Origin of the sequence: Arthrobacter sp. LAPM80 (assembly GCF_046736435.1) — a bacterium.
GTDB lineage: Bacteria > Actinomycetota > Actinomycetes > Actinomycetales > Micrococcaceae > Specibacter.
In genome coordinates this window covers 12,689-36,954 of record NZ_JBCHVD010000001.1, presented here as the reverse complement: position 1 = coordinate 36,954, position 24,266 = coordinate 12,689, and the positions used below count along the sequence as shown (strand labels likewise).

Sequence of the window (24,266 nt, the reverse complement as noted above, 5' to 3'; positions counted from 1 at the left end):
TGCGGCGCACCTGGCCGGGCACCCGGACGTGCCCGCGGAAAGGAGTTCTTGCGACTCGCCGCCCCAACGGCACGGGGTTGGCGATATCACGTTTACGGTAGAGGAGTGAGAAGAATGACAGCAATCGAACTGGCCGCCATCGCGAGCGCCGCCGTGCCCGGACTCAATGTCACTGCGTTTGGCCCGGAGCCCGATGACGCAGCCGATTTCTGTTCGGCCATGCTGGTTGATTCGGAAAACCGGCGGTGGCGTGTGCGGTCCCCGCGGCATCCCGAAGCCAGCACAAGGCTGGAAACCGAACGCCAGGTTTTGCGCGCCTTCTCCCCCGCGATCCGCGCCGAGCTGCCCTTCCTGCTGCCCTCGGTCGCGGGCACGGTACGCCAGGGCGAGCTCATCACATTCGTGTACTCGCACATTAAGGGCAGGGCCGAATCCGTGGAGCGGCTCGCATCGGGCACTGCCGCGCTCGCATTGGAGATCGGCGCAGCCATTGCGGCCATCCACGACCTCCCGCAGGAACTTGTCACCAACTCGGACCTGCCCAGCTACACGGCCAATGAGTTCCGCCAGCGCAAGCTCAACGAACTTGACCAGGCAGCCACCACGGGCAAGATTCCGCCATCGCTGCTGCGGCGCTGGGAGCACGCCATGGAGGACGTTGCGCTGTGGCGTTTCAATGCCTGCGTGGTTCACGGTGACCTGCATGAGGACAACATCCTGCTCGACGCCGACCAGGTCACCGCGGTGATTGGCTGGACCGATCTGCGGATCGGCGACCCGGCAGACGACTTCGCATGGCTTGTTGCCGTGAACGATCCAGTCTTTGTTGACACCGTCATGCAGTCCTACGCCGCCGCCCGCAAGGAAACCCCCGACCCGCACCTGCTCCGCCGTGCCGCGCTCAGTGCCGAATTTGCCCTCGCGCAGTGGCTCGTGAAGGGTTATGCAGCGGACAGTGCCCGCATGGTCGAGGATGCCGAGTCCATGCTGAAGACCCTTGAGGCTGACATTGCCGAGCACGGCGGCCAGCCGATCAGCGTGGAACCGACAGTTGTTCCCGTTGCGGTGGTTCCCGCACCGGCAGTTTCGGTCTCAGCCATTCCCGTCGAGCCTGTCGCCGCCAAGGAACCGGCGAAGGAGTCCGAGCCCGTGACCTCGGCCGTTCCGGTGGTTTCACTCGCGGCCCGGCCTGCCGAGAACAAGTCACCCGACGAAACCGACGACGACGTGTCCCCCGCCACCGCTGGCGAGGCCGGCGGAGACAGCGACCACGCTCCCACCGATAAGGGGGACGTTGCCGTTTCCGAGGCCTCCAATCGCGACGATGCCGACGCCACTGAGGTCGAGGCAGAGCCCCTGGCCCAGGCTGGCGAGGCAGACACTGCCGGTGGCGAAGCGGCCGCCGATGTCCCTTCAGGGGAAGCCGACACCACAGCCTTGAAGGTCATCCCGCTGAAGAAGAACCCGATAAAGAAGCGATAGCGACTCCAGCCGGCACCATCCAGACGGAGGGGCCGGGGTGACGCAGACCGGGTGGGACGGCTCAGGCGGAGTAGGCGCTGGTGACAATCGCCTCGAGTTCATCCTGCCCGGCCAGGTCCACGGGCCGGATGAGCTTGTCCTGGCCCACATAGTAAAACGCTGCCCGAACCTGGTCCAGTGGGACCCCCTTGAGCCGCGACCAGGCCAGCCTGTACACGGCGAGCTGCACCCCGCGCACAGCCAGCTGTGCCTTGGACGGCACCTTGCCCGTCTTCCAGTCGATCAGGTCCCAGCCGCCGTCGTCATCGCGGAAGACGGCGTCAATGCGCCCGCGCACCACGACCTCGGCCACCCGGGTTTCGATGGGCACCTCGAGGTCTGCCGGAATCCTGTGGGCCCATTCGGAGTTCCTGAACGTCTCCTGCATGTCCGCCAGCCCGTAGGCCTCGTCAACGTAGGCGTCCGCGCCGGGCTCCTCGTCAAAGTCGAGCTGGCCCGTGGTTGCGAAGAAGTCCTCGATCCACGAGTGGAATGCCGTTCCCTTGCGGGCGGCCATGCCCGGTTTCGTGGGCACGGGCCTGCGCATGGCCCGTGTGACTTTTTCCGGGTCCTCCCCCAGCGCGACAAGCCTGGAGGCTGAAATGTGCGGCGGCAGTTCCACCCGGAGTTGGTCTGATTCAAGGTGTTCCTGGGCCAGCAGCACACTGGATTCAGTGCCCCAGCGCGGGTTGGCGGCAAGGAACGCCTCGGTGCCCACCTCCGCAGCTGGCAGTTCTTGAGCCGCGAGCACGGCAGCGGCCGAACGTTCGGCGTTCGTGCGCCGGCCCACCCGTGCTGCGACGCCGGCCCTGCCCACGATCTCGGGGCCGTTGAGGGGGTCGTAGGGCCACGTGGCGCTTTCCGCGCCGGCACTGACGGGATTCTCGGCGCCCTCCTCGGGGTCTTCCATCCACGCGCCGATGCTGGCCGCCTGCTTGGCCCCTTCGGTGAGTGGCAGCAGTTCATTGAGGAACGGGGACGGTGCCAGCGGCTTCTTCCCGCTGCCCCAGATTGTGGTTGAGCACATGAGGAAGTCGCGGGCGCGGGTGAACGCGACGTAAGCAAGGCGGCGTTCCTCCTCCTCCGCGTGCAGCAAGACGTCGTCGGCGAACAGCTTCTCGTTCTCCATCAACGTCTTCAGGTCAGGGACGTCCACGTCCCACTCGGGGAGGTCGTCCCTGTCCCCGCGCAACGGCCAGGGCAGCGATTTGGCGCCCGTGCTCCACCGGTCGGCGCGGGCACTGGGGAAGGCGCCGGCATTCATGCCGGGCACAAAGACCACGTCCCATTCGAGTCCCTTGGAGGCGTGCACCGTCAGCAGCGCGACGGCGTCGGGGTTGCTGTCCACCGGTGTCATTTCAAGCCCGCCTTCCTCGGATTCGGCGGTTTCCAGCCAGCCGAGGAAGGCATCCAGGTCCACCCGCTGCGCCGCCTGCATGAACGTGGCTGCGGCGTCGGCAAAGGCGTCAAGGTGCCGCCTGGCATGGTGGATGCTTGAGCCGGGCTTTGCCGCGAGTTCAATGTCAAGGAGCATGGTTTTCTCCACGACGCCGAGCAGGTTGCCCAGGTCCTCCCCGACAAAGCTCCGCAGCAGGCGCAACTCATCCCGCAGCGCAAGCAACCGTGTCCGGGCCACATCGCTGAGGGGGCGTGCGGCTTCGGGCCAGTAGTCGGGGCTGAGGTAGTCAAGGGCTTCAACCAAAGAGGCGGAGTCCACGATGTCGGCCGTCACAACGGCCGCCTCTCCCGTATCAGGCTGTCCCTGTGCCGTCCCTTCCAGGACTCCCTCGCCCTGCAGTGCGGCGGCGTCAAAGTCCACCTTGTGCCGCGCGGCCCATTCCCGCCGCCGCGCCAGGTGTCGCGACCAGTCGGAGAAGGCCATGAGGTCCGCCGGGCCGATGCGCCACCGGGCGCCCGTCAGCAACCGCATGAGCGCGTCCGACCGTCCGGGATCGGCAATGACCCGCAGTGTTGACACGAGGTCCACAATTTCAGGCGTTCCCAGCAGGCCGCTCAACCCCACGATTTCGTAGGGGATGCCACGGGCCTCGAAGACTGATTGAAGGCGCGGGAATTGCGCACGACGGCGGCACAGCACCGCAAGGGTCAGCTCGCCCTGGGCGCCGCCGCGGTGGGTGAAGTCCCCCTTGCGGTCAAGGATCAGCTCGGCGATGGCTTCCGCCTCGTCCAGTTCGGTCTCGAACCGGGCAAGGAGCACCTCGCCGCCGGGGGCATTGGGTTTTTCGCGCAGGGGCGATACGACAACCTTCGGGCCTGCCGCGGCTCGTTCCTGCTCCGTCAGGCCGGCGGCCAGCTTGGCGTTGGCCTTGCGGGTTTGCGCCTGGGCAAGCTCGGCCGACATCACGTTGGCTGCTGCCAGGATGTGCGCCGAGTTGCGCCACGCAATGGTGAGTTCGGCAGTCGGCGCCCAGCCGCCGTCGTGCTTGAGGAAAATCTCCGGGAACCTGAACAGCTGGCCGGCGGAGGCACCGCGGAACCCGTAAATGGATTGGTGTGGGTCACCAACGGCCGTTACGGGGTGACCCTCGCCAAAGAGCTCGGCGAAGAGCTGCAGCTGGGCGTGCGAGGTGTCCTGGAATTCATCTAGCAGCACCACCTTGTAGCGCTGGCGCTCCATCTCGGCGGCGTGCGGGACATCGCGGGCGATCCGGGCGGCCAGGGCCACGAGGTCGCCGTAGTCAAGGACGTTGCGGCGGCGCTTGGCCTGCGCATATTTCTGCACCAGGGCGGCCACGGACGCACGCGTGCGCAGCACATCGAGCTGCTTGTTGACCGCAACGGTGCGCGGCTTGGCGGTCTCGGCAATGTAGGGAAGGGACTCAAAACTTGCCAGGTAGGCCTCGATGGTTGCCATGACCTGCTCGGGTTCCTGGAGGTGCTCGGCGCATTCCCCGGCCAGGTCCATGACCGACTGGATCAGGGTGGATTTCGCGGCCGTGAAGTGTTCGTGGGCGCCGTCGTGCGCCTCAACGACCTCGCTTGCCAGCTGCCAGGCCTCCGCGGCACCGAGCACCACGGCGTCGCGTTCAATGCCCAGACGCAGCCCATAGTCGGTGACGATCCCGCTCGCATAGGAGTGGTAGGTGGAAACCTTGGGCTCCAGGGCGTCTCTGGCTGCAGCGGCGGGGGCCAGCTCCACCTCGCCCGAGCGGGCCAGGGTGCCCAACTTGGCCAGCTGCCCGCGGATACGCGAGGCAAGTTCGCCGGCGGCTTTGCGGGTGAAGGTGACGCCGAGGATCTCCTCCGGCAGGAGGAGTCCGTTGGCCACGAGCCATACGACCCTGTCCGCCATGGTGGTGGTCTTGCCGGAACCCGCACCGGCGATAACGAGCAGTGGTTCAAGGGGCGAGCAGATGATGGCCGCCTGCTCGGGCGTGGGAGGGCGCTGCCCCAGCAGCCCGGCCAGCTCATACGGGCTAAGGCGCGTCCCCGGCTCGGGGCTGCCTTCAGCGGGGCCTGCGAGGGCGCTGTTGGTGGCGCTTTCGGCAACGCCTTCCTGGCTGCTTTCCAGGGTGCTTTCGGGGGTGCTCATTCGGTGATTTGTTTCCCTTCCGGGCACAGCGGGCAAATGGTGGGCAGGGGGCAGCCGTTGCGTTCGGACCAGTCTGCACCGTGGTGGGCAGGAAAGACCGACTGGGCCATGAGCATGGCCGCCTCCATGACCTTGCGGGTTGGGTCGTTCTCGCTGCCCGCCACCATGGGCGCCTGGTCCTGCGTTTTCACGCCCTTGGTGCCATCGCCCAACGGCAACAGTGCGGCTCCGCCCGACACGGCGCCCGCCAGTCCGGCCGCGGCTGCCCGTTCGGCAAATCCCCCCGCAGTCACCGCCACCTGATAGGCGCCCAACTGCGGATGCTCGGCCACCTGGTCCTTGGTGGGCTTGGTGCGGCCTGTCTTGATGTCAACCACAATAAGGTTCCCGTCTGAGTCCGCCTCCAGCCGGTCGACCTGCCCGCGCAGGCGCACCACATGGCCGTGCGCTGGCTGTTCGCCGGCGGCTCCGCCGTCGCCTTGGGTGTCCGCCAGTCCTGCGTCGGGCGTTCCGGCACTTGGCAGCTCGCCGAGGTCTACGGTGAAGCTTTCCTCCACGCCAACCAGTGTGCGCCCGGCCATCCGTGCATCGATCACGTATTGGGCCAGCTTTCCCAGCATCTCCTGGGCGCGCTTGTAGTCAACGTCCGTTTCCCAAGATTCGGGCAGGCCCAACGTGGGCCAGCGCTTGTCCAGTTCGGCCAGGTATTCGTGGCCGGCCGCGTTGGGGATGTCCTGGGCGATGCCGTGGATGAGTGTCCCGAGGCTGCGGGCAAAGTCTGTTGTCGCCTCCCCTCCTGCGGCCCTGATGAACCAGTTCAAGGGCGACTTGAGCACCTCCTCGACCTTTGACGGTGAGACGATGACGGGCTCCCCCGGAGCGACGATGGGCGCGTCAGTGCTCAACGGCAGAAGACCCCACCACTGTTGCGGGTCGGCGCCGGGCACGTTGTTCCCTGCCAGGACGGCCAGCATCCGTGCGGCCTCGGGATCGGCGTGCATTTCAGATTCCTGCCGCAGTTCCGCCACCAGGGAACGCAGGGTCATGGGCCGGGGCACCTGTTCAATGGGGCGCACGGGGTACTGGGATTCTCCGCCCGAATCGGTCACGGGGAGGAACGGTGCCGCCAGGTCGATGAACTGCGATGGCTGGAGGTCATGCCCCGCGGCGGCCGTCAGAATGAGGATCTCGGAGGCACGTGAGATGGCGGCGGCAAAGCTGCGCAGTTCGTCGTACCTGATCTCGCGCAGCCGGGCGGCCGGTTCAATCTGGCGTGCGGCCTGCGAGCCCCTTTCCAAAACGTCGACAAGCATCTGGCTGCCCAGCAGCTCCCCACGCAGCCTGGTGTTGGGCCAGACCCCTTCCTGCAACCCGGCCACAATGACGATGGGCCATTCCCTGCCAGCCGCACTGGCCGGTGTCAGGATTTCCACGGCATCGCTGCGCTGGGCGCGGGCGGCCAGGGTGTCCATGGGCAGTTCCTGGCTCATCAGGTAGTCCAGGAACTGCTGCGGGCTCGATCCCGGCAGCTGGTCGACGTACCGTTCGGCGGTCTGGAACAGTGCCATGACGGCATCGAGGTCCCTGTCGGCGCGGATCCCGGTAGGACCGCCGCGCAGGGCTTGTGATTCCCACGTCCCGGAACTGTCACAGGCTTCCCACAGCGCCCACAGCACGGTTTCTGCATTAGCGCCCGGCTCGGCCACCGCGGCACGTCCGGCGGAGAGCATGGCGGCAACGCGGCGTGCGTTGTCTGCCTCCCACCCCAGCGGGGCCAGTTTTTCCGGGTTAAGCAGTGCTTCGACCAGCAGCTCGTCGCTGGCACGGCCGCCTCCGCCGTGCAGTTCCTGCTGGCGCAGGGCCTGCCGCAGCCTGCGCAGGTGCAGCGCGGTTGAGCGCCCCAGACGCGAGGTCAGCAGCGCAACGCAGGCTTCGGCGTCGAGCGTTTGTGGGGCAAGGGCAATCCCGAAGGCTTCCAGCAGGGGGCGCACGGCGGGCTCGTCACGGACAGGATTTTCGGCAACGGGAACCTTGACGGCAATGCCCTGCGCGCTCAGGTACCGCTGCAGCGCGGCCAGGGCGGAGCCCGTGCGCACAATGACAGCAATACTGCCCAGGCTGTGCCCGCCCAGGTGCTGCAGGTGCAGGATCCGCTCGGTCACCAGGCGCAGTTCGTGCACCTCGGAGGCCACCACGTGCGCGCTCACATAGGATCCGGCGGACGACGCCGTGTCCCCGGTGCCCGCCGTCGGCCAGGAAAGTTCGCGGGCCTTGTGCCCGCCGCGGATTTGGAAGATGCGCTCGGCAACCCCCGACCACGCAGCAGCCAGGGGCGGGCTCATGCGGTGTGAAGTGGAGAGTGCGAACTGCTGCAGCCCGAACGCCTCGGTGGACAGCGTTTCGCCCAGGCTGGCGACGAGGTCCGGCCGTGCGCCACGGAAGCCCTGCACCACAGTGTCCGGGGATGCTGCCACGAGGATGTCCTTGCCGCGGCCCACGAGACGCAGAAGTTCATGCACTGAATGGTTGGCTTCCTGGATGTCGTCGACCACGATCAACGCCAGGCGGCCGCGTTCCCGCTCAAGGAACTCGGGATCGATCTGCAACAGTGTCGTGGCCGCGGTGATGATGCCTGCCGGGTCGAAGGAGCCCGACTTTCCCCAATCCACCACATCCCGGTACTCCTGGTACAGCGATGCGGCTGCCACCCAGTCGGGGCGCTGGTTGGCCTGACCCAGCCCGGCCAGTTCCTCCGGAAGGAGTCCGTATTCAATGACACGGTCAAAAAGCTGGCGGATCTCCTGGCGGAAACCGCGGGTTTCAAGGGCGTCCGAGAGCTCCGCGGGCCATTGCGGCGCCGTGCCTAGTCCCATCTTGTGGCCGGCGAGCAGGTCCCTGATGATGAGGTCCTGCTCGGGCCCGCTCATGAGACGCGGCGGCCCGTCAAGGTGCGGCATGCGCCCCTCGACCTTGGCCCGGCGCAGCAGGTCAAAGGCATAGGAGGACCAGGTCCTTGCCGGGGAGGTGCTCAGGCTCTTGGAGAACCTGGCGCTGAAGCCGTCGCGCAGCCGTGCGGCAGCCAGGCGGGACGGGGCCAGCAGGAGGGCACCGCCCGGGTCGACGCCGTCGTGCTCCATCCGCTTGACCGACGCCTCGATGAGCACCATGGATTTGCCTGTGCCGGGCGCACCCCACAGCAGGACGGGACCGGACCCGGGCTTGAGATCCACCACCACCTGCTGGTCGGCGCTGAGCTGCGGGGCGCTGCGGACACTGTCGGCAGGGGCGACAAGCGTCAGCCTGGGCAGGGCAAGCTGCCCCTGGGGTTGGGTCTTCCCCTGCCGGATGTGCGGCCCCTGCTGAGTGTCCCGAGTTTCCGTGCTCATGCATCCAGTCCATCATGGGGGTCTGACATTGTGGCGACAGGAGCGGGGTTCTGCAGCCTGGCGGCAATTGTGTCGATGAGGTCGAACTCCCTCTCACCCGGATTCCAGCGGGCATGCGCCATGTCCACGCGCCAGGATGGCGCCCGTCCGCCCACAGGCGCCGCGTCGACGTCGCCCCGCAGCGCGGTCTGCTCCTCGCGGTAGTGCACCAGGGCCCGGCCCTCATGGAACGCGGGCGCCGCACCGCTGGCGCGGATCACCCGCCACCAGGGCACTGCGCTGCCGTGGGCGGACATGACGGCGCCCACCTGCCGCGGCCCGCCGCTCTCCAGCAGGGCCGCAATGTCCCCGTAGGACAGGACCCGTGCGGCGGGAATCAGTTCCGCCACGGCCAAAACCGCTTCAACATACTGCTCACGCATGCCTCAAGCCTAGTTCGCCGCGGCCGCCCGGTGCTGCAATGTCCATGGCAGCCGGTAGCGTTAGTGGCATGACTAGCTGGAGCATGCACCCCCGTGCCGCATTTGACCTGGAAACTACGGGCAAGGACCCCCGCACGGCCCGCATCGTGACGGCGTCCATCGTGATGGTTGACGAGGCCGGGGCCGTGGCCGAAACCTACGAGTGGCTGGCCGATCCGGGGATCGAGATCCCGGAGGAAGCAGCCGCAATCCACGGTGTCAGCACCGCCCACGCACGCGAGCACGGCCGCCCCTCCGATGAGGTCACCGCGGAGGTTGGCGCCGTTTTGGCCACGTTGTTCGCCAACAACATCCCAGTCATTGCCTTCAACGCCAGCTACGACTTCACCGTCCTGGCCTTCGAGGCCCGCCGGCACAGCCTGAACCAGATCACCGCCGCGCCCGTCATTGACCCGTTCATCTGCAACAAGCAGGTGGACCGCTTCCGGAAGGGCAGCCGCACGCTCATCGCCCTGTGCGAGGAATACGGCATCAAGCTCGAGGACGCGCACACCTCAGCGGCGGATGCTGAGGCCACCCTTCGGTTGGCCGATGCGCTGGCCGCCAAGTACAGCGCGCTGCGGATGGACGTCACGGAACTTCACGCCGCACAGGTCGGGTGGGCCAGGGACCAGGCAGCCGACTTCCAGTCGTACCTGCGCCGTGTCAAGGATCCGGCAGCCGTCATCGAGGGAGACTGGCCGGTACTGCCCGAATAGTTATGATCCAAATCACACGGCGGAATTTTCGCGTCCAGCCAAGCCGGCCGCGTCAGTCGTGCAGCGTCCAAACGCCGGAGACGGCTGGACCATGTCAAGGATGACCATTTTTCGCACCTTCTTTGGTCGAATGGGCATTTGGCCGCGCATAAATTCGCACCCGCCATATTTTGGGAGCGGATGACATAATTTAGTTTTGTTGGTTGAGTTCTGCTAAGAAATTCCTGGGAATTTCTTCCGCCTCCCCACACTCCACTGACTTCCCTCCCAAGCCGTCCTTTCGGGCTGGGCACCTGCAATGAAAGTGAATGTTTGATGAAGAAATCAGCCCTGAAGTGGCTCACAACCGTCCCGGTTGCCGTTGCACTTGCGTTCTCCCTCGCGGCTTGCGGCGGCGGCACTGGCGCCACCAGCTCGGACAAGCCGACGGATGCACTGGCCGGCAGCGACCGGGTTTCACTGGACAAGTACACCACCGCTGACGTCATTCCCCTGGACAAGATCAACAAGGCCGACCTGGGCCTGATCGTTCCGGGCACCATCACCGTCGGCACCCTCTCAGACGCCCCGCCGAACATCTTCCTAGACAAGAACGGTAAGTTCACCGGTTTCGACAATGAACTGCTGCGCGCCGTTGCTGACAAGCTGGGCCTGAAGGTTGAATTCAAGTCCACCGACTTCTCTGGCCTGCTCGCCCAGGTCCAGAACAAGACGTTCGACGTCGGATCGTCCTCAATCTCCACGACCGATAAGCGCCGCGTAAATGTTGGATTCACCAACGGCTATGACTTCGGCTACATGGCCGTTGTGGCCAAGAAAGACTCCGCGGTCAAGGGTTTCGCTAACCTCAACAAGGATCTGCGTGTTGGTGTCGTGCAAGGCTCAGTTCAGGACGACTATGTCACCAATACGCTGCATCTGGAGCCTGTTCGTTTCGCCGACTACAACTCGCTCTACGCCAATTTGAAGACCGGCCAGATTGACGCCTGGGTTGCTCCTTCGCAGCAGGCATCAGGTCAGGTCAAAGACGGCGACGGTACGGCAATTGTTGAGTCGATCATCAATACGCAGAACTTCGTGGCCTACGCCGTTAACTCCGGCAACAAGCCGCTCATCGACGCCCTGAACTCCGGTTTGGATGCTGTTGTGAACGACGGCACCTGGGCCAAACTGTCCAAGGAATGGTACCCGGAGCGCGAAATGCCTAAGGATTGGACCCCCGGGTCCAAGGCCGCAAAGATCTCCTAAGGCATAACCTATGGACGTACTCCAGCAGTTCCTTAAAACATTCTTTGACTGGCAGGCCATGGGGCAAGTTGTCCCTCAAATGCTCACAGTCGGTTTGCCCAACACTTTGATCCTGGCCGCATCATCGGCCGTCCTCGGCTGCTTTTTCGGTTTGGTACTGGCCGTCATGGGAATCTCACGCAACGCAGCGTTGCGGTGGATATCACGGGTCTACACGGATATTTTCCGTGGGCTTCCAGCGATCCTCGTCATCGTCATCATCGGCATTGGTCTTGGGCCCATTCTTCGTCAGGCAACGGGCATTACCAACCCCTTCCCGCTGGCCATTCTTGCACTGACATTGATGGCGGCAGCCTACATCGGTGAGATCTTCCGTTCCGGCATTCAAAGTGTTGACAGGGGACAGCTGGAGGCGACTCGGGCCCTCGGTTTTAGCTACGGCTCAGCCATGCTTCTGGTGGTTATCCCGCAGGGTATCCGAAGGGTTCTTCCCGCTCTGGTGAATCAGTTGATCGCCTTGATCAAGGAGTCCTCACTGGTCTACCTACTGGGTGTTACCGCCACGCAGCGTGAAATCTATCGAGTCGCCAACGACTCGGCAGCCAACTCGGGGAATATGTCTCCCCTGATCGCCGCCGGTGTGCTATACCTGATCCTGACCATCCCGCTGACCCACCTGGTGAACTTCATGGACAAGCGCATGCGTGATGGAAAGCCGGTCAAGATCGAGCCCGATGAAGCGGCCGCAATGGTTGGAAAGGGAGCTTAACCCATGAGTGAATTCAAGTCAGGCTCCCTGACCGCAACCAACATCCACCTCGCCTTCGGCACCAACAAGGTGCTGCGCGGCATCGACCTTAACGTGCCCACAGGCACCACGGCATCCGTGATCGGCCCCTCGGGTTCGGGCAAGTCAACCCTGCTGCGCGTCATGAACCGGCTGATCGAACCCGATCAGGGCGACATCCTTCTCGATGGCACATCGGTCTTGAAGGATAACCCTGACGAGTTGCGCCGCCGCATTGGCATGGTCTTCCAGCAGTTCAACCTGTTCCCGCACAAGACAGTCGCGGAGAATGTTTCGCTCGCGCTGCACAAGATCCGCAAGATGCCCAAGGACCAGGCACGCTCCAAGGCCCTGGAGCAGTTGGACCTGGTGGGCCTGAAGCACAAGGCGGACGCCCGTCCGGGCAACCTGTCAGGCGGCCAGCAGCAGCGTGTGGCAATTGCCCGGGCGCTGGCCATGGAACCTGAGGTCATGTTCTTTGACGAGGCCACCTCGGCACTGGATCCTGAACTCGTCAAGGGCGTCCTTGCCCTCATGACCGACCTGTCAAAGGGCGGCATGACCATGGTTGTCGTCACACACGAGATGGGTTTCTCCCGCAATGTCTCGGACACCGTCACGTTCATGGATGGCGGAGTCGTCGTGGAGACCGGACCGCCGGATCAGCTGTTCACTGAACCGAAAACGGACCGCCTGAAGGGCTTCCTCTCGGACGTCCTTTAGTCTCCGGCCTGCCGAAACCGACCCGCAGTAGTCGTCGAAAATCACCGCGAAATCGCGACTTTTCGACCACTGCTGCGGGTCCGTTTTTTTAGCTTTCCCAGTCGCTTCCCAGTGCCCGGGCATACCCTGGAACCATGGTTCAACAGGAGCCAACCCCGGGCATGTTTGCCCATGGCTCGCGGGTCCGCGGTGTCCTGGTCCGCGTTCCCGTGTCGACGTGGCGGCTCCTCATGCACCCTCTCAGCAAGGGCGAACTTGAGCGCTTCAATGCCAATCCCATCGAGGACGTCCGCTATTTCCATGACATTGATTTCGTGGGCGACCGAATCCGCCCCGACAGGCTTGACGTCATTGTTCCCAATGACAGCAATCCCGGATCCCTGCCCGTCTATGTCTATTTCCACGGCGGCGGATGGACCTCTCGCGACAAGGCGTCGCTGAGAAAGTACTGCGCCAGGCGGACGGCCGGATTTCGGCACTCATCACGGCTGCCACGTTCCGCGCGGAACTCGCCTCGCACTACGGGCTGAATCCCATCGTTTCGGCCGACCAGCTTCGGGGACTGGTGCAGCATTGCAGCGTCGTGGACTTCTCCGTCTTCTTCGACAAGGGATTTGTCGCGAGCCTAACCTTCATCCCCATGCTGCTCCCCCACGGGCATCCAGACGCTGACGGCAACAGGAAGAACGAAGCACACCGCCACCACACGTTGCGTGAGGCGGCCGGCTATAAGTCGCCCATTGAATGGCTGGATTCGAGGTGTCCAACCGTCTCCCTGACCGCATGGGAGCGGGACTTTTTCTACCGCTGAACCATGAATCTCGTCAAAAGCCTCGATGCGCACGGCGTTCCCGTCGATTCCCCCGTTTACGGCTGGGAGCGGAGCAACACCGAACGCCCCTGGCAGCAAAACTTCCGCTATCCCGAATCCCAGGAGGCCTATCGGCGCCTAGAATCCTTTCTAACGTACGTGACCGCGCCAGCCGAGCTTGCGTGGCCGGTCCCGATGCGAACCGGAGGTGATGCCGTGGATTCACAGGCCGACCGGGCGGACGATGACGAGTCCCGGCCGGGTGGGTCGGGCACCTCACACGACGCCGAAGCCCTAGGTGTTGCGGCACCCCCCGGCGCCGCCGGCTCCAAGGAAGACTTCGTGCTGATGATGCCGATTCCGGCCCGGGCCGGGTTCTTCACGCTCAGCTACGACCTCGCAGGACAATACCAATCCGCTGCCGCCGGTCCCGAAAATCTCGATCCGGAACAGCCGCACGATGGTTACGATCTCTTCGTCAATGACCTGGTGGCAGTGCTGCACTCACTCGGCTGACCTGCCCACGTGGGGGGAAATTCGTTCGCCGGAACAGTTTCCGGTCTGGCCCTTAAACGGGAGCCGGAACTCTATTCCAGCCTGACGCTGCTCAGCTGTCATCCCTGTCCCGCCCGGGGGCTGCGCTTTGTCAGGGCAAGGTTCAATTTCACCCGCAAGCAGTTGGCGCGCACCTTGCCGCCTACCACGGCGGCCACAGCCCCGGTTAAACATCTCGGCACCAGCTCTGCCGGGACATGCTGTCGCTTGTCGCCTCGGCTAATCCGTAGCTCCCACAACCCGCCCTGCCGCAACCCGAAGAGCAACCACCATGCGCAGCCGTCAGCCGGCCTGCCCACGGCGCTGGTTCCCCACACCATCGCGAGGCGGCCCCCAGCGAGCCCCAGGTTTCGAAGGGCCGGGCCGAGACGGGCATGCACAAGCGCCGGTCGTAGAGGACGTCCATGCCGGGGTGCAGCAGCGGGGTCTGAGGAGAATCGGTACGGAAAGCCACGTTTAGGCTGTGTCGATGCTGACTCTGGCTTTGAACGGTGGAACTGGCCGTCGGGGTCCGTGGGATCGCGGACGGCGCCGCCGCTGCTTAGTTTGGCTTCGTGATGGGTGGGCTCCGTGAGAAGTTGACTGCACAATTCTCAGGAGCGTAGTGGTTCGGCTGCCCTGCGTTGTCCGCGTTCTACGGCCCGGTAGATGGTGGATCGGCTGATGGAGAATAGTTCGGCCATTTCGGTCATGGTGTATTTCCCTGCTTCGTGCAGTTCCAGGAGGTGGGCTTCTTGTTTCACGGTGAGTTTTGGCTCTTTTCCCCGGAGTCGGCCGTTGGCCTTGGCGACCTTCATTCCTTCGCGGGTGCGCATGCTGATGAGGTCGGCTTCGAACTCAGCGATCATTGCCAGGACGTTGAATAGTAGTTTGCCCATGGGTTCGGTGGGGTCATGGATGGAGCCACCGATGCTGAGCTTTATTTCACGGCTGGCGAGGTCGCCGGCTATTTCGTGGGCATCCCTCACGGACCGGGCCAGGCGGTCGAGTTTGGTAACGACGAACGTGTCTCCGGCCCGGCACGCGGCGAGGGCTTCGCGAAGTCCGGCGCGGTTCTTGTTTCTGCCGGTAAATCCGTGATCAATATAGACGCGTTGCGGTTCAACGCCGAGGGTTACCAGGGCGTCACGCTGGGCGGTGAGGTCTTGCTCTTCCGTGGATACGCGGGCGTAGCCGACCATGATCTTAGGCAAGTAGATCAGTGTCTCACATAGGGCCCCATCACCGGACAGTTCACCGTACACCCTATACGGACACTTCATGGGCCCTCATGAGCAAAGCAGCAGGCCAGCGGCTGGTGTGTCCGGTGGAGGACCGGCTTGCGGGACGATTTCAAATGCTTATACGGGACACGCTTGAGGGACACTGAATCTGCAGGTCGTGCGTCAAACTCGCCCCCGATTTTTCCTTCTGAAACTGCCATGGTGAGATTTTTCGACTCGAGCGCGTGCATGAATCCACGGGTCGGTCTCCGACCCGGTTTGCGGGACGATTATGGACTAACTGATCCCCGAGATAGCGCATTCTGAACTGGACCTGCCGGCGGTTGCGAGCCACCACCAACCATCGACGGCCGATAGCGGGAAGGCCAGCAATTCCACCCACACATGTCTGCCCCGGGAGGCCTTTTCGGGTCGAATTTATACTTTCAAGTAACTTATTTGGTTCGTTGCCCTTGTTTTCTTTCCGGAACAGGGATAGACATGGCCCATTACTTTCGCTTCGGTTTGGGGGACGACGATGTCTATGAAAACTGCGCGCCAACGTTTGTCGGTTGACGGTCAAGAGCACAGCTATTCAACGGTTTCACGCTTCGGGTGGGGTGCAGTGGGGCGGAAGTCGGTGGCCGGGGCCCTGACCACCGGTTTGGTGTTCGCGGTGGGTGTGGGCGTCGCGTCCCCCTCTTTCGCGGCACTCCCCACGGGCGATGTATCGACGTTGGGGTTGTTGGGTGCCCGGCCGGGCGCGACCCGGCTCCCGGTGCAGGTCAGTGACCAAGTCAGCGGCTCGATCGATGTCGGTACCGGCAACCTGTCCCTGGGTGTGAGCGCCCTTTCTTTGCCTGGGATTGGCAGCACTGTGGGGTTGGGGATGAGCTTCAATTCCCTCTCGGCCGACACCGGCACGTCGGGGTTGGTGGCTCCCCGCTGGACCCTGGCCGCCGGTACGGGCGGGTCTCTCTCGCAAACTTCGGCGGGTGTGGTGTTTACTTCCGGGGATGGGTATTCTGCCCTGTTCACCCCCGTGACCGGGTCGACGACGGCGTATACGTCCCCGGCTGGGGTGAAAGCGGATCTGGTGAAGACCGGCTCGACGGGCTGGGTGTTGACCTCGCGCACGTCCGCGTCGGTGGTGACCTTCGATACGGACGGGAAGGCCACGAAGGTCACCGACCGGAACAGTAACGCGACCGCGATTACCTGGACCTCCGGAAGAGCCCGTGTTGTGACCTCAACGAGGGGTGTGGCCGGGGCGCGGGTCGCGAACCTTGGCTATGACTCCACCAGCGGGTTGTTGAATGCGATCTCTCAAACCTCCGGGACCTTCTCACGGTCCGTGTCCTTCGCCCACGACGCCTCCCAGAACCTGACCGGGTTCACGGACCTGGCCGGGAAAACCACCACCTTCGCCTACACCAGCGGCCGGGTCACCCAAGTTACCTCGCCTGCCGGTGGGGTGACGAACCTCAGCTACGACAGCACCGGCCGGGTCACCCAGATCGAACAAATCAACACCAGTACCGGTTCGCCGGGGAATTCCATCACCCGCCTGAGCTACCCCTCCAGTTCCCAGACTTTGTTGGCGGGTCCGAATACGAACCAGTCCGTGGCTGTCGCGACCGGACCCCACACCACCTACACGCTCTCCACCACGGGCCGGGTGTTAGCGGCCACCGACTCGATGGGCAGGGCCCGCGCCGCGACCTACACCGCGGACTTCGACACCCTGACCGCGACGCAGGGCACCGGCACCACCGCCGGGACCACGACCAACAGCTACGGGGCGAATACCGGCCAGTCCCTGACCCAAACCCAAGCCCCTGGCGGGGCTACCGCACAGTTCGCGTACGGCAACACGGCCGCCTCGACCAAATATTTACCAACCTCATCGACCAGTGATGCCGGGGACACGTCCCTGTTTACTTTTGACGGGACCGGGAACCCGCTGACGTCCTCCGATTCCCTGGCCGCGACAGCAACCCTGAGCTACAACACGGACGGGACCGTCGCGACGGCTCTGGCGCCCGGCAACGGGAGCAACAAGACCGTTTATGGCTATAACAGCAACCACGAACTGACCACCGTCACCCCGGTCACCGGGTCCTCCCTGACCACCCAATCCCGGACCTACGACCAATGGGGCCGGCTAGCCACCCAGACCACCGGGGCCGGAACCACCCTGACCTACACCTACGACGGCGTGGGACGGCTGGCCGGGACCCGCTTCTCCGACACCACCCCGACCATCTCCTACACGTATAACGAAAACGGGCAAACCCTGACCCGTACCGACGGGGCTGGGACGACGACCTACACCTATGACCAGCTGGGAAGGCTGACCTCCCGGGTCAACACTGCAGGAGGTGGCACCATCAGCTACGCCTATGACCTGGGATCGAATCTGGCCTCGACCACCGACACCCGGGGCACCACCACCTACGCCTACGACACCTCCGGGACACCCACCTCGCTGACATACCTGCAAAACCTCGGTGGCACCCCGAACGCCGGGACGCTGGGATTCGCCACCGATGACCAGGGTCGGCGCACCGATACCTGGCTACAAACCAACCCCGCCCACACCACCTGGACCGCACATACCCACACCGACTACGACACCACCGGGCGAGTCTCCCGCACCATTGCACAACAGGGCACCGGAAACACCTCCAACACCACCGTCCTGGACATTTCTTATTGCCACGCCGCCGGCTCCACCCCACCGACCTGCCCGATAACGGCCAGTGCGGATCGGGCGAATATTCAATGGGCCAAGGACAACCTCACCGGCTCCGTGACCGCCTACAGCTACGACGGGGCGAACCGGCTCACGAAAGCCGCCACCACCGGCGGGACCACCCCGGCCATCACCTACACGTACACGTACGATGTGCGGGGGAACCGGCTCACCGCCGCCACGACCGGGGCGACCACCACCAACCAGTCCTTCACCGTCAACGCCGGCAACCAAATCACCACCACCGGCTATGTGTACGACGGCACAGGAAACCTCACCAAAGACCCCAACGGCACCTACTCCTACAACGGCGCCTCGCAACTCGCCACCACCACCAAGGCCGGCACCACCTACACCTACAGCTACGCCGGCGCCTCCCAGAACGAGCTCCTGGCCCAAACCACCCCCACCGCCACCTACTCCTACACCTACGGGCGCGCTGATACCCAGGGCCAACCGATCATTGAACAAGTCCACGAAAACGCGAACACCGCCTACATCGAACACGACCCCGTCACCGGCGAACCCCTCATGCTCCGCACCAGCTCCGGCCTGCAATCCCTGTACGTCAACGACGGCACCGGCAACCCGATCAGCGTCATCACCACCGCCGGCTACCCCGGCTTCACCTACACTTACGACCCCTACGGGGTCCCCGCCCTGACCCAAACCGCAGGCGGCAACGGCGTCCCCCAAAACCCCTACCTCTTCAAACAAGGCACCCAAGACCGCACCACCGGCTGGATCAAATACGGGGCCCGCTACTACAACCCCACCACCGGACGCTTCACCCAACAAGACACCCTCGACCAACCACTCAACCCCGCCAACGCCAACCGCTACACCTACGCCAACAACAACCCACTCAACCTCACAGACCCACTCGGGACTTGTACTCTGAATCAGACCGTGTCATTGGCCGCCGGGCTTGGAGGCATTGGCGTAATACTCGGCGGTGGTGTTGGACTACTGGCGGGGTTGCTAACTGGTCCTGCAGCAGAAGTTGGAGTTCCCGCCGGAATCGCCATTGGAGGGGTGATAGGCGGACTCGTCGGAGTTGATACTGGGCTGCTCCTGTCGTTGGGCGGTGTCTGTGGTGGCTGAGCAGGAGGGACGTATGAAACCCAATTTCTTTGGCGCCGGACTCATGGTGGTTCTCTTGTTCGTTCTGCTTCCCGTTGGCATCGCACAGTTCACCGCTGGCTCAGGTCAAAGCCGCCTCCACGTTGGCACGGCAATCGTGCTCCTCGTTGGCCTACTCCTCGCCGCTCTTCCACCCATAATGTTGCTCGGGGTACCTCTCAACGCAGCAGCGTTGAGAGCGACCGATTGGCGCAGCCGTGCAGGGTGGTACTTCCTGTTTGGGGTCCCCTTGATCGGCTTCGTCATCATCGTGGTCACGACCGCTGTCCTAGGACTTAATGTCTGGGGTGCCGTCGCTTTTGTGGCGGCCGGCGTCATCCCGTTCGTGATCGCATTATTGAGACTCAGAAGTGCCAGGTAGAACGGCACCTGAAATTTGCGCCATACCCAAGTGTTGAGCGTCGCCCTGTTTGACGATGAAGCCGCCACCGGCGTTGACGACGGACCGAGTAAGGAAACCCCCTGCCAAGATTTTCCTTGTGGGGTGTTCGTAGTCATGGCGGCGGCATGATTGGGGGGGTGTCCCTATGTTCTTCGTCAAGGGGTCTAGCCGTTTTTCTTCCAGAATATTGATGAAGTATTTTGGGCAGGGGAAGTTGCTGCCGGCGAGTGTCCGGCAGTTGCTGTCTTTGAGTGGTTATGTGGTTTTGGAAGCTGGTGCGTCGTAGAGGGCGCCGTCACGGAGCATTGCGAAGAGCACGTCGCAGCGGCGCCGGGCAAGGGCGATCAGCGCCTGGTTGTGGCGCTTCCCTTCGGCTCGTTTCCGGTCGTAGTAGGCCCGTGAGAGCGGGTCTTTCAGGGCTGCGAATGCGGAGAGGAAGAACGCCCGTTTCAAGGACTTGTTGCCCTTCTTTGACGGGTGGTCTCCACGGATCGAGGTGCCTGATCGCCAGGTCACCGGCGCCAGTCCGGCGTAGGAGGCGAGGTGGCCGGCAGTCTTGAATTCCTTGCCCGCGACCTCGGTGAGGATGCGCGCTTCGGTCCTGACACCGACTGCCGGCATGGAGGTCAGGACGACGTGAAGAGGGTGGGCCTCCACGAGTGCTTCAACCTGTGTCAGGAGCTCATCTCGGGCCGTGCGCAGTTGCTTGAGCATTGCGGCGAGTTGAGGCAGAACAGTGCCTGCCGCGTTAGTGCCAGCGACTACAACGCTCTGCTCACCCAGGGCGGTGAACACGTCTTGTGCCCAGCGTTTTCCGGCCCGTGGAGCGTACTTGGCGAGCAGTGCTGTGACACGGGTTTGGCCTGCTTTGCGTAGCTTCTCTGGCGTCGGGTATTTGATCAGCAACTCGGCCATCGCTGGATGGTCCAGATGCGTGCCAATGACCCGTTCCAAGGCGGGATGTATCTGGGTGAGCAGGCCCCGGATCCGGTTCGAGGTCGCGGTGGCCTGCTTGGCCAGATCATCGTCAAATCCACACAACATGGAGAGTTCGGCGGCTTTTTCGTCGGCGACGACGATGGAGCGCAGGGTGTGTGGCAGGGACCGTGCTGCTTCAGCAATGATCGCTGCGTCTCTGGCGTCTTCTCCGAACTAAGAATTTCAGGGCTATCCGGCGTCATTGCGAGCTTTCATCTTCATTGTTTTGCTGGATGTTGGTCCGGCCGGCAGCTTGGGTGAAAGTTGGCATGCCCAGCTGGGTGGTGGTGGTGCGGCGGGCGGTGATTTGATCCATTTCGGTCAGTTTGGCCCGGGCGCCGGCGAGACTGACTTTCAGCCCTTCGGCTTCCCCGAGCCAGCGGTGGGCCTCGGCTTCCTTGATTCGGTCGATGAGATTATCGCGGATCTGGATCAGCCGTGGCCTGGCCGTTGGATCGGGCCGCAGCAGCGGGCAGCGCAGGCAGCTGTGCTCGTGGATGCAGGGTGTGTCGTAAGAGCGGCCGCAGTCACCCAGGGCGACCTTGCGGTGTTCGAAGTGGCCGATGAACTCGGCCCATTCCGCGTCGGTAGGGGTGCGGTATTCCTGGGCCGGACGTAGGGATCGGCGGCGGGCAATGAATTCCCGGTGGCCCTTGATGACTTCCTCGGGATAGACGGAGTTGTATCCCATGGTCGTATTGATGTCGCGGTGGCCGGCGACCAGCTGGGCGATGTGTGGTGGCATGCCGTGCATGATCGCATCGGTGATGAAGAGCCGGCGGAAATCGTGGAAGGTGTAGCGCATCGGGTTCCCGCCACCGTCCTTGATGCCGATCCCGTCCAGAGCGTGGTCGAGGTAGTGGCGCAGGGCGGTTTCGGAGACGGCCCGGTTTTCCAGGCGTCGGCGCCATTGGAACAGCAGCGGCAGGGGCGCGTTGAAGACGCGTTCATTCTTGTCGTAGGAGACTACGGCTGGTACGTGGGGCTGGCCCGCGCGAATTCGGGACACGATCTGGGAAAGGACATCGGCAAGTTCGGGTGAGATGACCAGGATTCGTTCGGCGTCGGTCTTGGAGGGGGCTATCTGCAGCAGGGGAATTAGTGCACCGGTGTCGGGCAGCCGGTATTGGATCAGGCTGTGGTGCGAGAGCTCGCAAAGTTCCTCGATGCGGATGCCGGTGTGACGCAGCACTTCGACCATGGCCCAGGTCCAGAATGCGCGGTGCTCTTCAAACATGAGGTCAACTCGTTTCCCGCCGTCCGGGGGCTCGGCCCAGGTGTGCTTGCCACCGGGTGTCTTCATCTCCGAGCGGCGCATTGGTTGGCCTTCAGCGGTAAAGAGTTCGCCGGGGTCGGTGCGTTTGGCGGCCGCGAGCAGTTCGCTGGTGCGTTCCCGTTCGGAGTAGACCCACGAGACCAGTGCGGGCAACACCGGCAGGCGTTCGCGGGTCCGCTGGTCTGTCCGGGATTTGCGTGCCAACCGTGTTTTCTTGTGGGAGACATCCGTGGCATTGACCGGGCAACGCACCGCCCACGGACCCCACCGTGCAGGGTCTTCATCGGCCCACTCGGCCAGGTCCAGGTAGAAGACCCGCACCGCCGATAGCACGCTGCGGCCATCGAGCCGCTCCGTGGTCCGCTGCACCTGTTGGCCGTTGGGGGCGGTGCTGGTGCGGGTGCGGGTCATGACCCGCTTTTTCCAGGAAGACGCGACGTCGCGTGGGAGCTTCAGTGAATCGATCCCCGGGTGATGGGATTCGAGGTCGGCCCAGAACAACTTACCCACCAAATAGGCCGTGCGTTGCAATGAAGAGAAATCCATGGCGATCTGGCGTTCCCGCAAGTAATCTACGAGCACGTCCCTCACCGGACGGCACTTGATGTTGTAGCGGTCGATTAGCTGTTCGCAGGTGGGCTGGCCGTTGCCGGAGAACATTTCAATCGCGGCGGGCGCCTCCTGGCCCAAGACTCCATGCCAGCGCAGCAGCTGATAGAACAGCGGGCTGCGAATAAAACCGTTGGAACGCGTGGGGAGTCCCGCCGTGAGCTCCAGCAGCTCAACGCAATCGCCGACTTCCACGTTGGCAACAAGCCCTCCCTTCGCCGCCATGATCACCGCAATATGGGTCAGCGCCTGCTGGCCGGCTTGCAGGCCAACCTCTTCGTCGACGCACGTGCGGTTCATGGCAGAAAACGCCTGTCCATCACGCGTGCGAGCCATTTCACTGGCCAACGATCGACGGACCGGGGCGAAGAGCAAGAGCCAACCCAGACTCGGCCGGATCACGTCGGAACAAATCAGGACCAACAACCCAACACTCAGATGCGGTACCGGAGGGCAGGCCGGCCCCCGGCTGACGGATTCCCCGTTGAACAGGTCCCGCCAGTCACCGGCGGCCTCGGCCCCGCTGGCTTGCCATCGCTGCTGCCAAGTCTCGCCGGGGAATGACGAGAGCCAGCCCAGCACCGACCGAACCCCAGCATCCCGCGGTCGCTGGCTGCTGGGGTTCTCCAGCCTGAACGGGGCCGCGAAGACACGTTCAAGCACCGCAGCACGGTCCTGACACGTCGAAAGCCACGAGGACTCGAGCTCGCGGGCGGGGAACCCTGCCCTCAACTGCGCGCCCGTTAGGGCCACCATCCTGCCTGCCACTGCTTGGTCCGCCGCCGTGATGCTTACCGCCGGTGTGTCGGTCAACTGGTCGTTGCTCTTCATGAGGGGTCATTCCCGAAGAGGATCTGCATGCTCTCGGGCCGGTAATCCGGGGCGGGAGTGGGACCGGGATCCCGCAGGCGCTGCCGGGCGTGGAAGGCCAACACGCCGGCAATCACCTCCTCGGTCACCGGGTTCAGATAGCGCTGGGTGGTCGACAAATACGCGTGGCCGAGAACCCATTGCACGTCGGTCAGGGGCATCAGCGGATCCCGTGCCATTCGGTACGCAGCCGTGTGTCGAAGGTCGTGCAAGGACCAATGCGTGCCCAAAGCCGTATTCGCCCGGTCAAACATCGCCCGCGCCGCGTCATAGCTCAAGGCCCTGAACGGACGGCGCAACGTCCACCACAACGGTTCATCCCGGCCCGCCGGAACCAGGCCCTGCACTTGCACCTGATAAAGGCGCAACCAAACAAAAGCATCCGGTGCAGCCGGCAAGGGCTGCACCGCGCCGGTGCCCTTGCGGATCACAGTCATTAGCTGCTGCCCGGGATCAGCGTCAGCCACCGTGGCACCCAGCAATTCCGAGGCCCGGGCGCCGGTCGAGACCCAAAACGCCACCAAAGCCCGATCCCTATGGGACCCCAGCTTGGCAAACAACTCATCGAATTGCCTATCGGGAATCGCCCGTGGCGCCCGGGTGACAACCTTGGGCCGATACCGGCCCCCGCGCTTGCCACCAAATCCTTCATTAGGGTTGTGCTGCGCGCGGGCCCCGGAACCTGCCCGGGCCCGTGCTAGCGGAAAGGGGTTGAGCATCGGCCCGGAGCCCGCCTCCAAATGGAAATCGTAGAAACTGCGCAACACGCTCTCGCAATGCGCAACCGTCACCGCGGCGTACCGGTCAGCGTCCGGCACCCCTCCCGGCCATGGATCCGCCATTTCAGTCCCACGCCTCGCCTCGGAAGCGGGCCCGTCACCACCTGGATATCGCCAGTGAGGCCGCACCGGTTTCCGGGCAACCTGCAACCACCGACAGAAATCACGCGCCTCGACCCGGGTCGCCTGGTCCCACTCCACCTCCAGTGCAGACAAGAACCGAAACCACCGCAACAGGTCCATGCCGTAGGAGCGCAGCGTCTTCACCGACCGACCACAGGCCAGCAACTCGGCGAGGTAGACCGCCGCCGGCCCAATGCCCTTCCCTGAAGCGTCAACCAGCCGATACGGCTCGAAGGGTTCGCCAGTCGCAACCAGGGAACCCGCCAGAGCCACCTCCAACGAGGCCAGATCCTGTGGGACGTAATCTTCGTTGTCCATGGGAACAGAACCTAGCTGACGCACTGTGGCTCCGGCTATGGGTTCGCCCGCTGGACTTGGGTAGTTC

16 protein-coding genes and 1 pseudogene are annotated in these 24,266 nt (G+C 63.9%); 10 read left to right on the top strand and 7 right to left on the bottom strand.

Going from position 1 to position 24,266, the window contains the following annotated elements; genetic code table 11:
- Positions 1-114 precede the first annotated feature (114 nt).
- A complete protein-coding gene (locus AAGW05_RS00165) occupies positions 115-1,482 on the top strand; it encodes a phosphotransferase (RefSeq protein WP_411802438.1) in 1,368 nt (455 codons plus the stop codon).
- A gap of 61 nt (positions 1,483-1,543) precedes the next feature.
- On the opposite strand, the gene AAGW05_RS00160 is transcribed toward AAGW05_RS00165, so the two are convergent.
- The 3 genes from AAGW05_RS00160 to AAGW05_RS00150 are packed head-to-tail and all read right to left on the bottom strand — an operon-like array spanning position 1,544 to position 8,882.
- A complete protein-coding gene (locus tag AAGW05_RS00160) occupies positions 1,544-5,074 on the bottom strand; it encodes an ATP-dependent helicase (protein WP_411802437.1) in 3,531 nt (1,176 codons plus the stop codon).
- The gene (locus AAGW05_RS00155) at positions 5,071-8,460 is read right to left on the bottom strand and encodes an ATP-dependent helicase (RefSeq protein ID WP_411802436.1); all 3,390 of its coding nucleotides are present in this window, start codon (positions 8,458-8,460) and stop codon (positions 5,071-5,073) included. Before AAGW05_RS00155 ends, AAGW05_RS00160 begins: the two co-directional genes overlap by 4 nt.
- The gene (locus AAGW05_RS00150; RefSeq protein ID WP_411802435.1) at positions 8,457-8,882 is read right to left on the bottom strand and encodes an MGMT family protein; all 426 of its coding nucleotides are present in this window, start codon (positions 8,880-8,882) and stop codon (positions 8,457-8,459) included. The genes AAGW05_RS00155 and AAGW05_RS00150 overlap by 4 nt, the downstream gene beginning before the upstream one ends.
- Before the next feature lie 68 nt (positions 8,883-8,950).
- Between AAGW05_RS00150 and AAGW05_RS00145 the strand changes: the two genes are divergently transcribed.
- From AAGW05_RS00145 to AAGW05_RS00115, 7 genes are all read left to right on the top strand, one after another.
- On the top strand, positions 8,951-9,640 hold the full coding sequence (locus AAGW05_RS00145) for a 3'-5' exonuclease (protein WP_411802434.1): 690 nt from the start codon (positions 8,951-8,953) through the stop codon (positions 9,638-9,640).
- 315 nt (positions 9,641-9,955) lie between these two features.
- Positions 9,956-10,888 carry an ABC transporter substrate-binding protein gene (locus AAGW05_RS00140; RefSeq protein ID WP_411802839.1) on the top strand — a complete coding sequence of 311 codons (933 nt, stop codon included), beginning with the start codon at positions 9,956-9,958 and terminating at the stop codon, positions 10,886-10,888.
- A 10-nt stretch (positions 10,889-10,898) separates the two neighbouring features.
- A complete protein-coding gene (locus tag AAGW05_RS00135) occupies positions 10,899-11,657 on the top strand; it encodes an amino acid ABC transporter permease (protein WP_411802433.1) in 759 nt (252 codons plus the stop codon).
- Positions 11,658-11,660: 3 nt separating this feature from the next.
- Positions 11,661-12,398 (top strand): amino acid ABC transporter ATP-binding protein, encoded by a 738-nt coding sequence (locus AAGW05_RS00130; protein ID WP_411802432.1) that lies wholly within the window; start codon positions 11,661-11,663, stop codon positions 12,396-12,398.
- Between the two features lie 134 nt (positions 12,399-12,532).
- Complete coding sequence (locus AAGW05_RS00125; RefSeq protein ID WP_411802431.1) at positions 12,533-12,928, top strand: hypothetical protein; 396 nt, start codon at positions 12,533-12,535, stop codon at positions 12,926-12,928.
- Positions 12,929-12,981: 53 nt separating this feature from the next.
- The gene (locus AAGW05_RS00120; protein WP_411802430.1) at positions 12,982-13,209 is read left to right on the top strand and encodes a hypothetical protein; all 228 of its coding nucleotides are present in this window, start codon (positions 12,982-12,984) and stop codon (positions 13,207-13,209) included.
- A 3-nt stretch (positions 13,210-13,212) separates the two neighbouring features.
- A complete protein-coding gene (locus AAGW05_RS00115; protein ID WP_411802429.1) occupies positions 13,213-13,725 on the top strand; it encodes a hypothetical protein in 513 nt (170 codons plus the stop codon).
- 632 nt (positions 13,726-14,357) lie between these two features.
- On the opposite strand, the gene AAGW05_RS00110 is transcribed toward AAGW05_RS00115, so the two are convergent.
- On the bottom strand, positions 14,358-14,945 hold the full coding sequence (locus AAGW05_RS00110; RefSeq protein WP_411802838.1) for a recombinase family protein: 588 nt from the start codon (positions 14,943-14,945) through the stop codon (positions 14,358-14,360).
- A 559-nt stretch (positions 14,946-15,504) separates the two neighbouring features.
- Between AAGW05_RS00110 and AAGW05_RS00105 the strand changes: the two genes are divergently transcribed.
- Complete coding sequence (locus tag AAGW05_RS00105) at positions 15,505-18,825, top strand: RHS repeat-associated core domain-containing protein (protein WP_411802428.1); 3,321 nt, start codon at positions 15,505-15,507, stop codon at positions 18,823-18,825.
- Positions 18,826-18,838: 13 nt separating this feature from the next.
- Complete coding sequence (locus AAGW05_RS00100) at positions 18,839-19,225, top strand: hypothetical protein (protein ID WP_411802427.1); 387 nt, start codon at positions 18,839-18,841, stop codon at positions 19,223-19,225.
- Positions 19,226-19,501: 276 nt separating this feature from the next.
- Here the strand turns inward: AAGW05_RS00100 and AAGW05_RS00095 are convergent.
- The 3 genes and pseudogenes from AAGW05_RS00095 to AAGW05_RS00085 all read right to left on the bottom strand — a co-directional run.
- Positions 19,502-20,389 (bottom strand): annotated as a pseudogene (locus AAGW05_RS00095) (IS110 family transposase); the annotation flags it as partial.
- 34 nt (positions 20,390-20,423) lie between these two features.
- Positions 20,424-22,940, bottom strand: a complete 2,517-nt coding sequence (locus AAGW05_RS00090) for a tyrosine-type recombinase/integrase (RefSeq protein ID WP_411802426.1) — start codon at positions 22,938-22,940, stop codon at positions 20,424-20,426.
- Positions 22,937-24,199, bottom strand: coding sequence for a tyrosine-type recombinase/integrase (locus AAGW05_RS00085; RefSeq protein WP_411802425.1), 1,263 nt, complete (start codon positions 24,197-24,199; stop codon positions 22,937-22,939). Before AAGW05_RS00085 ends, AAGW05_RS00090 begins: the two co-directional genes overlap by 4 nt.
- Between the last annotated feature and the right edge of the window lie 67 nt (positions 24,200-24,266).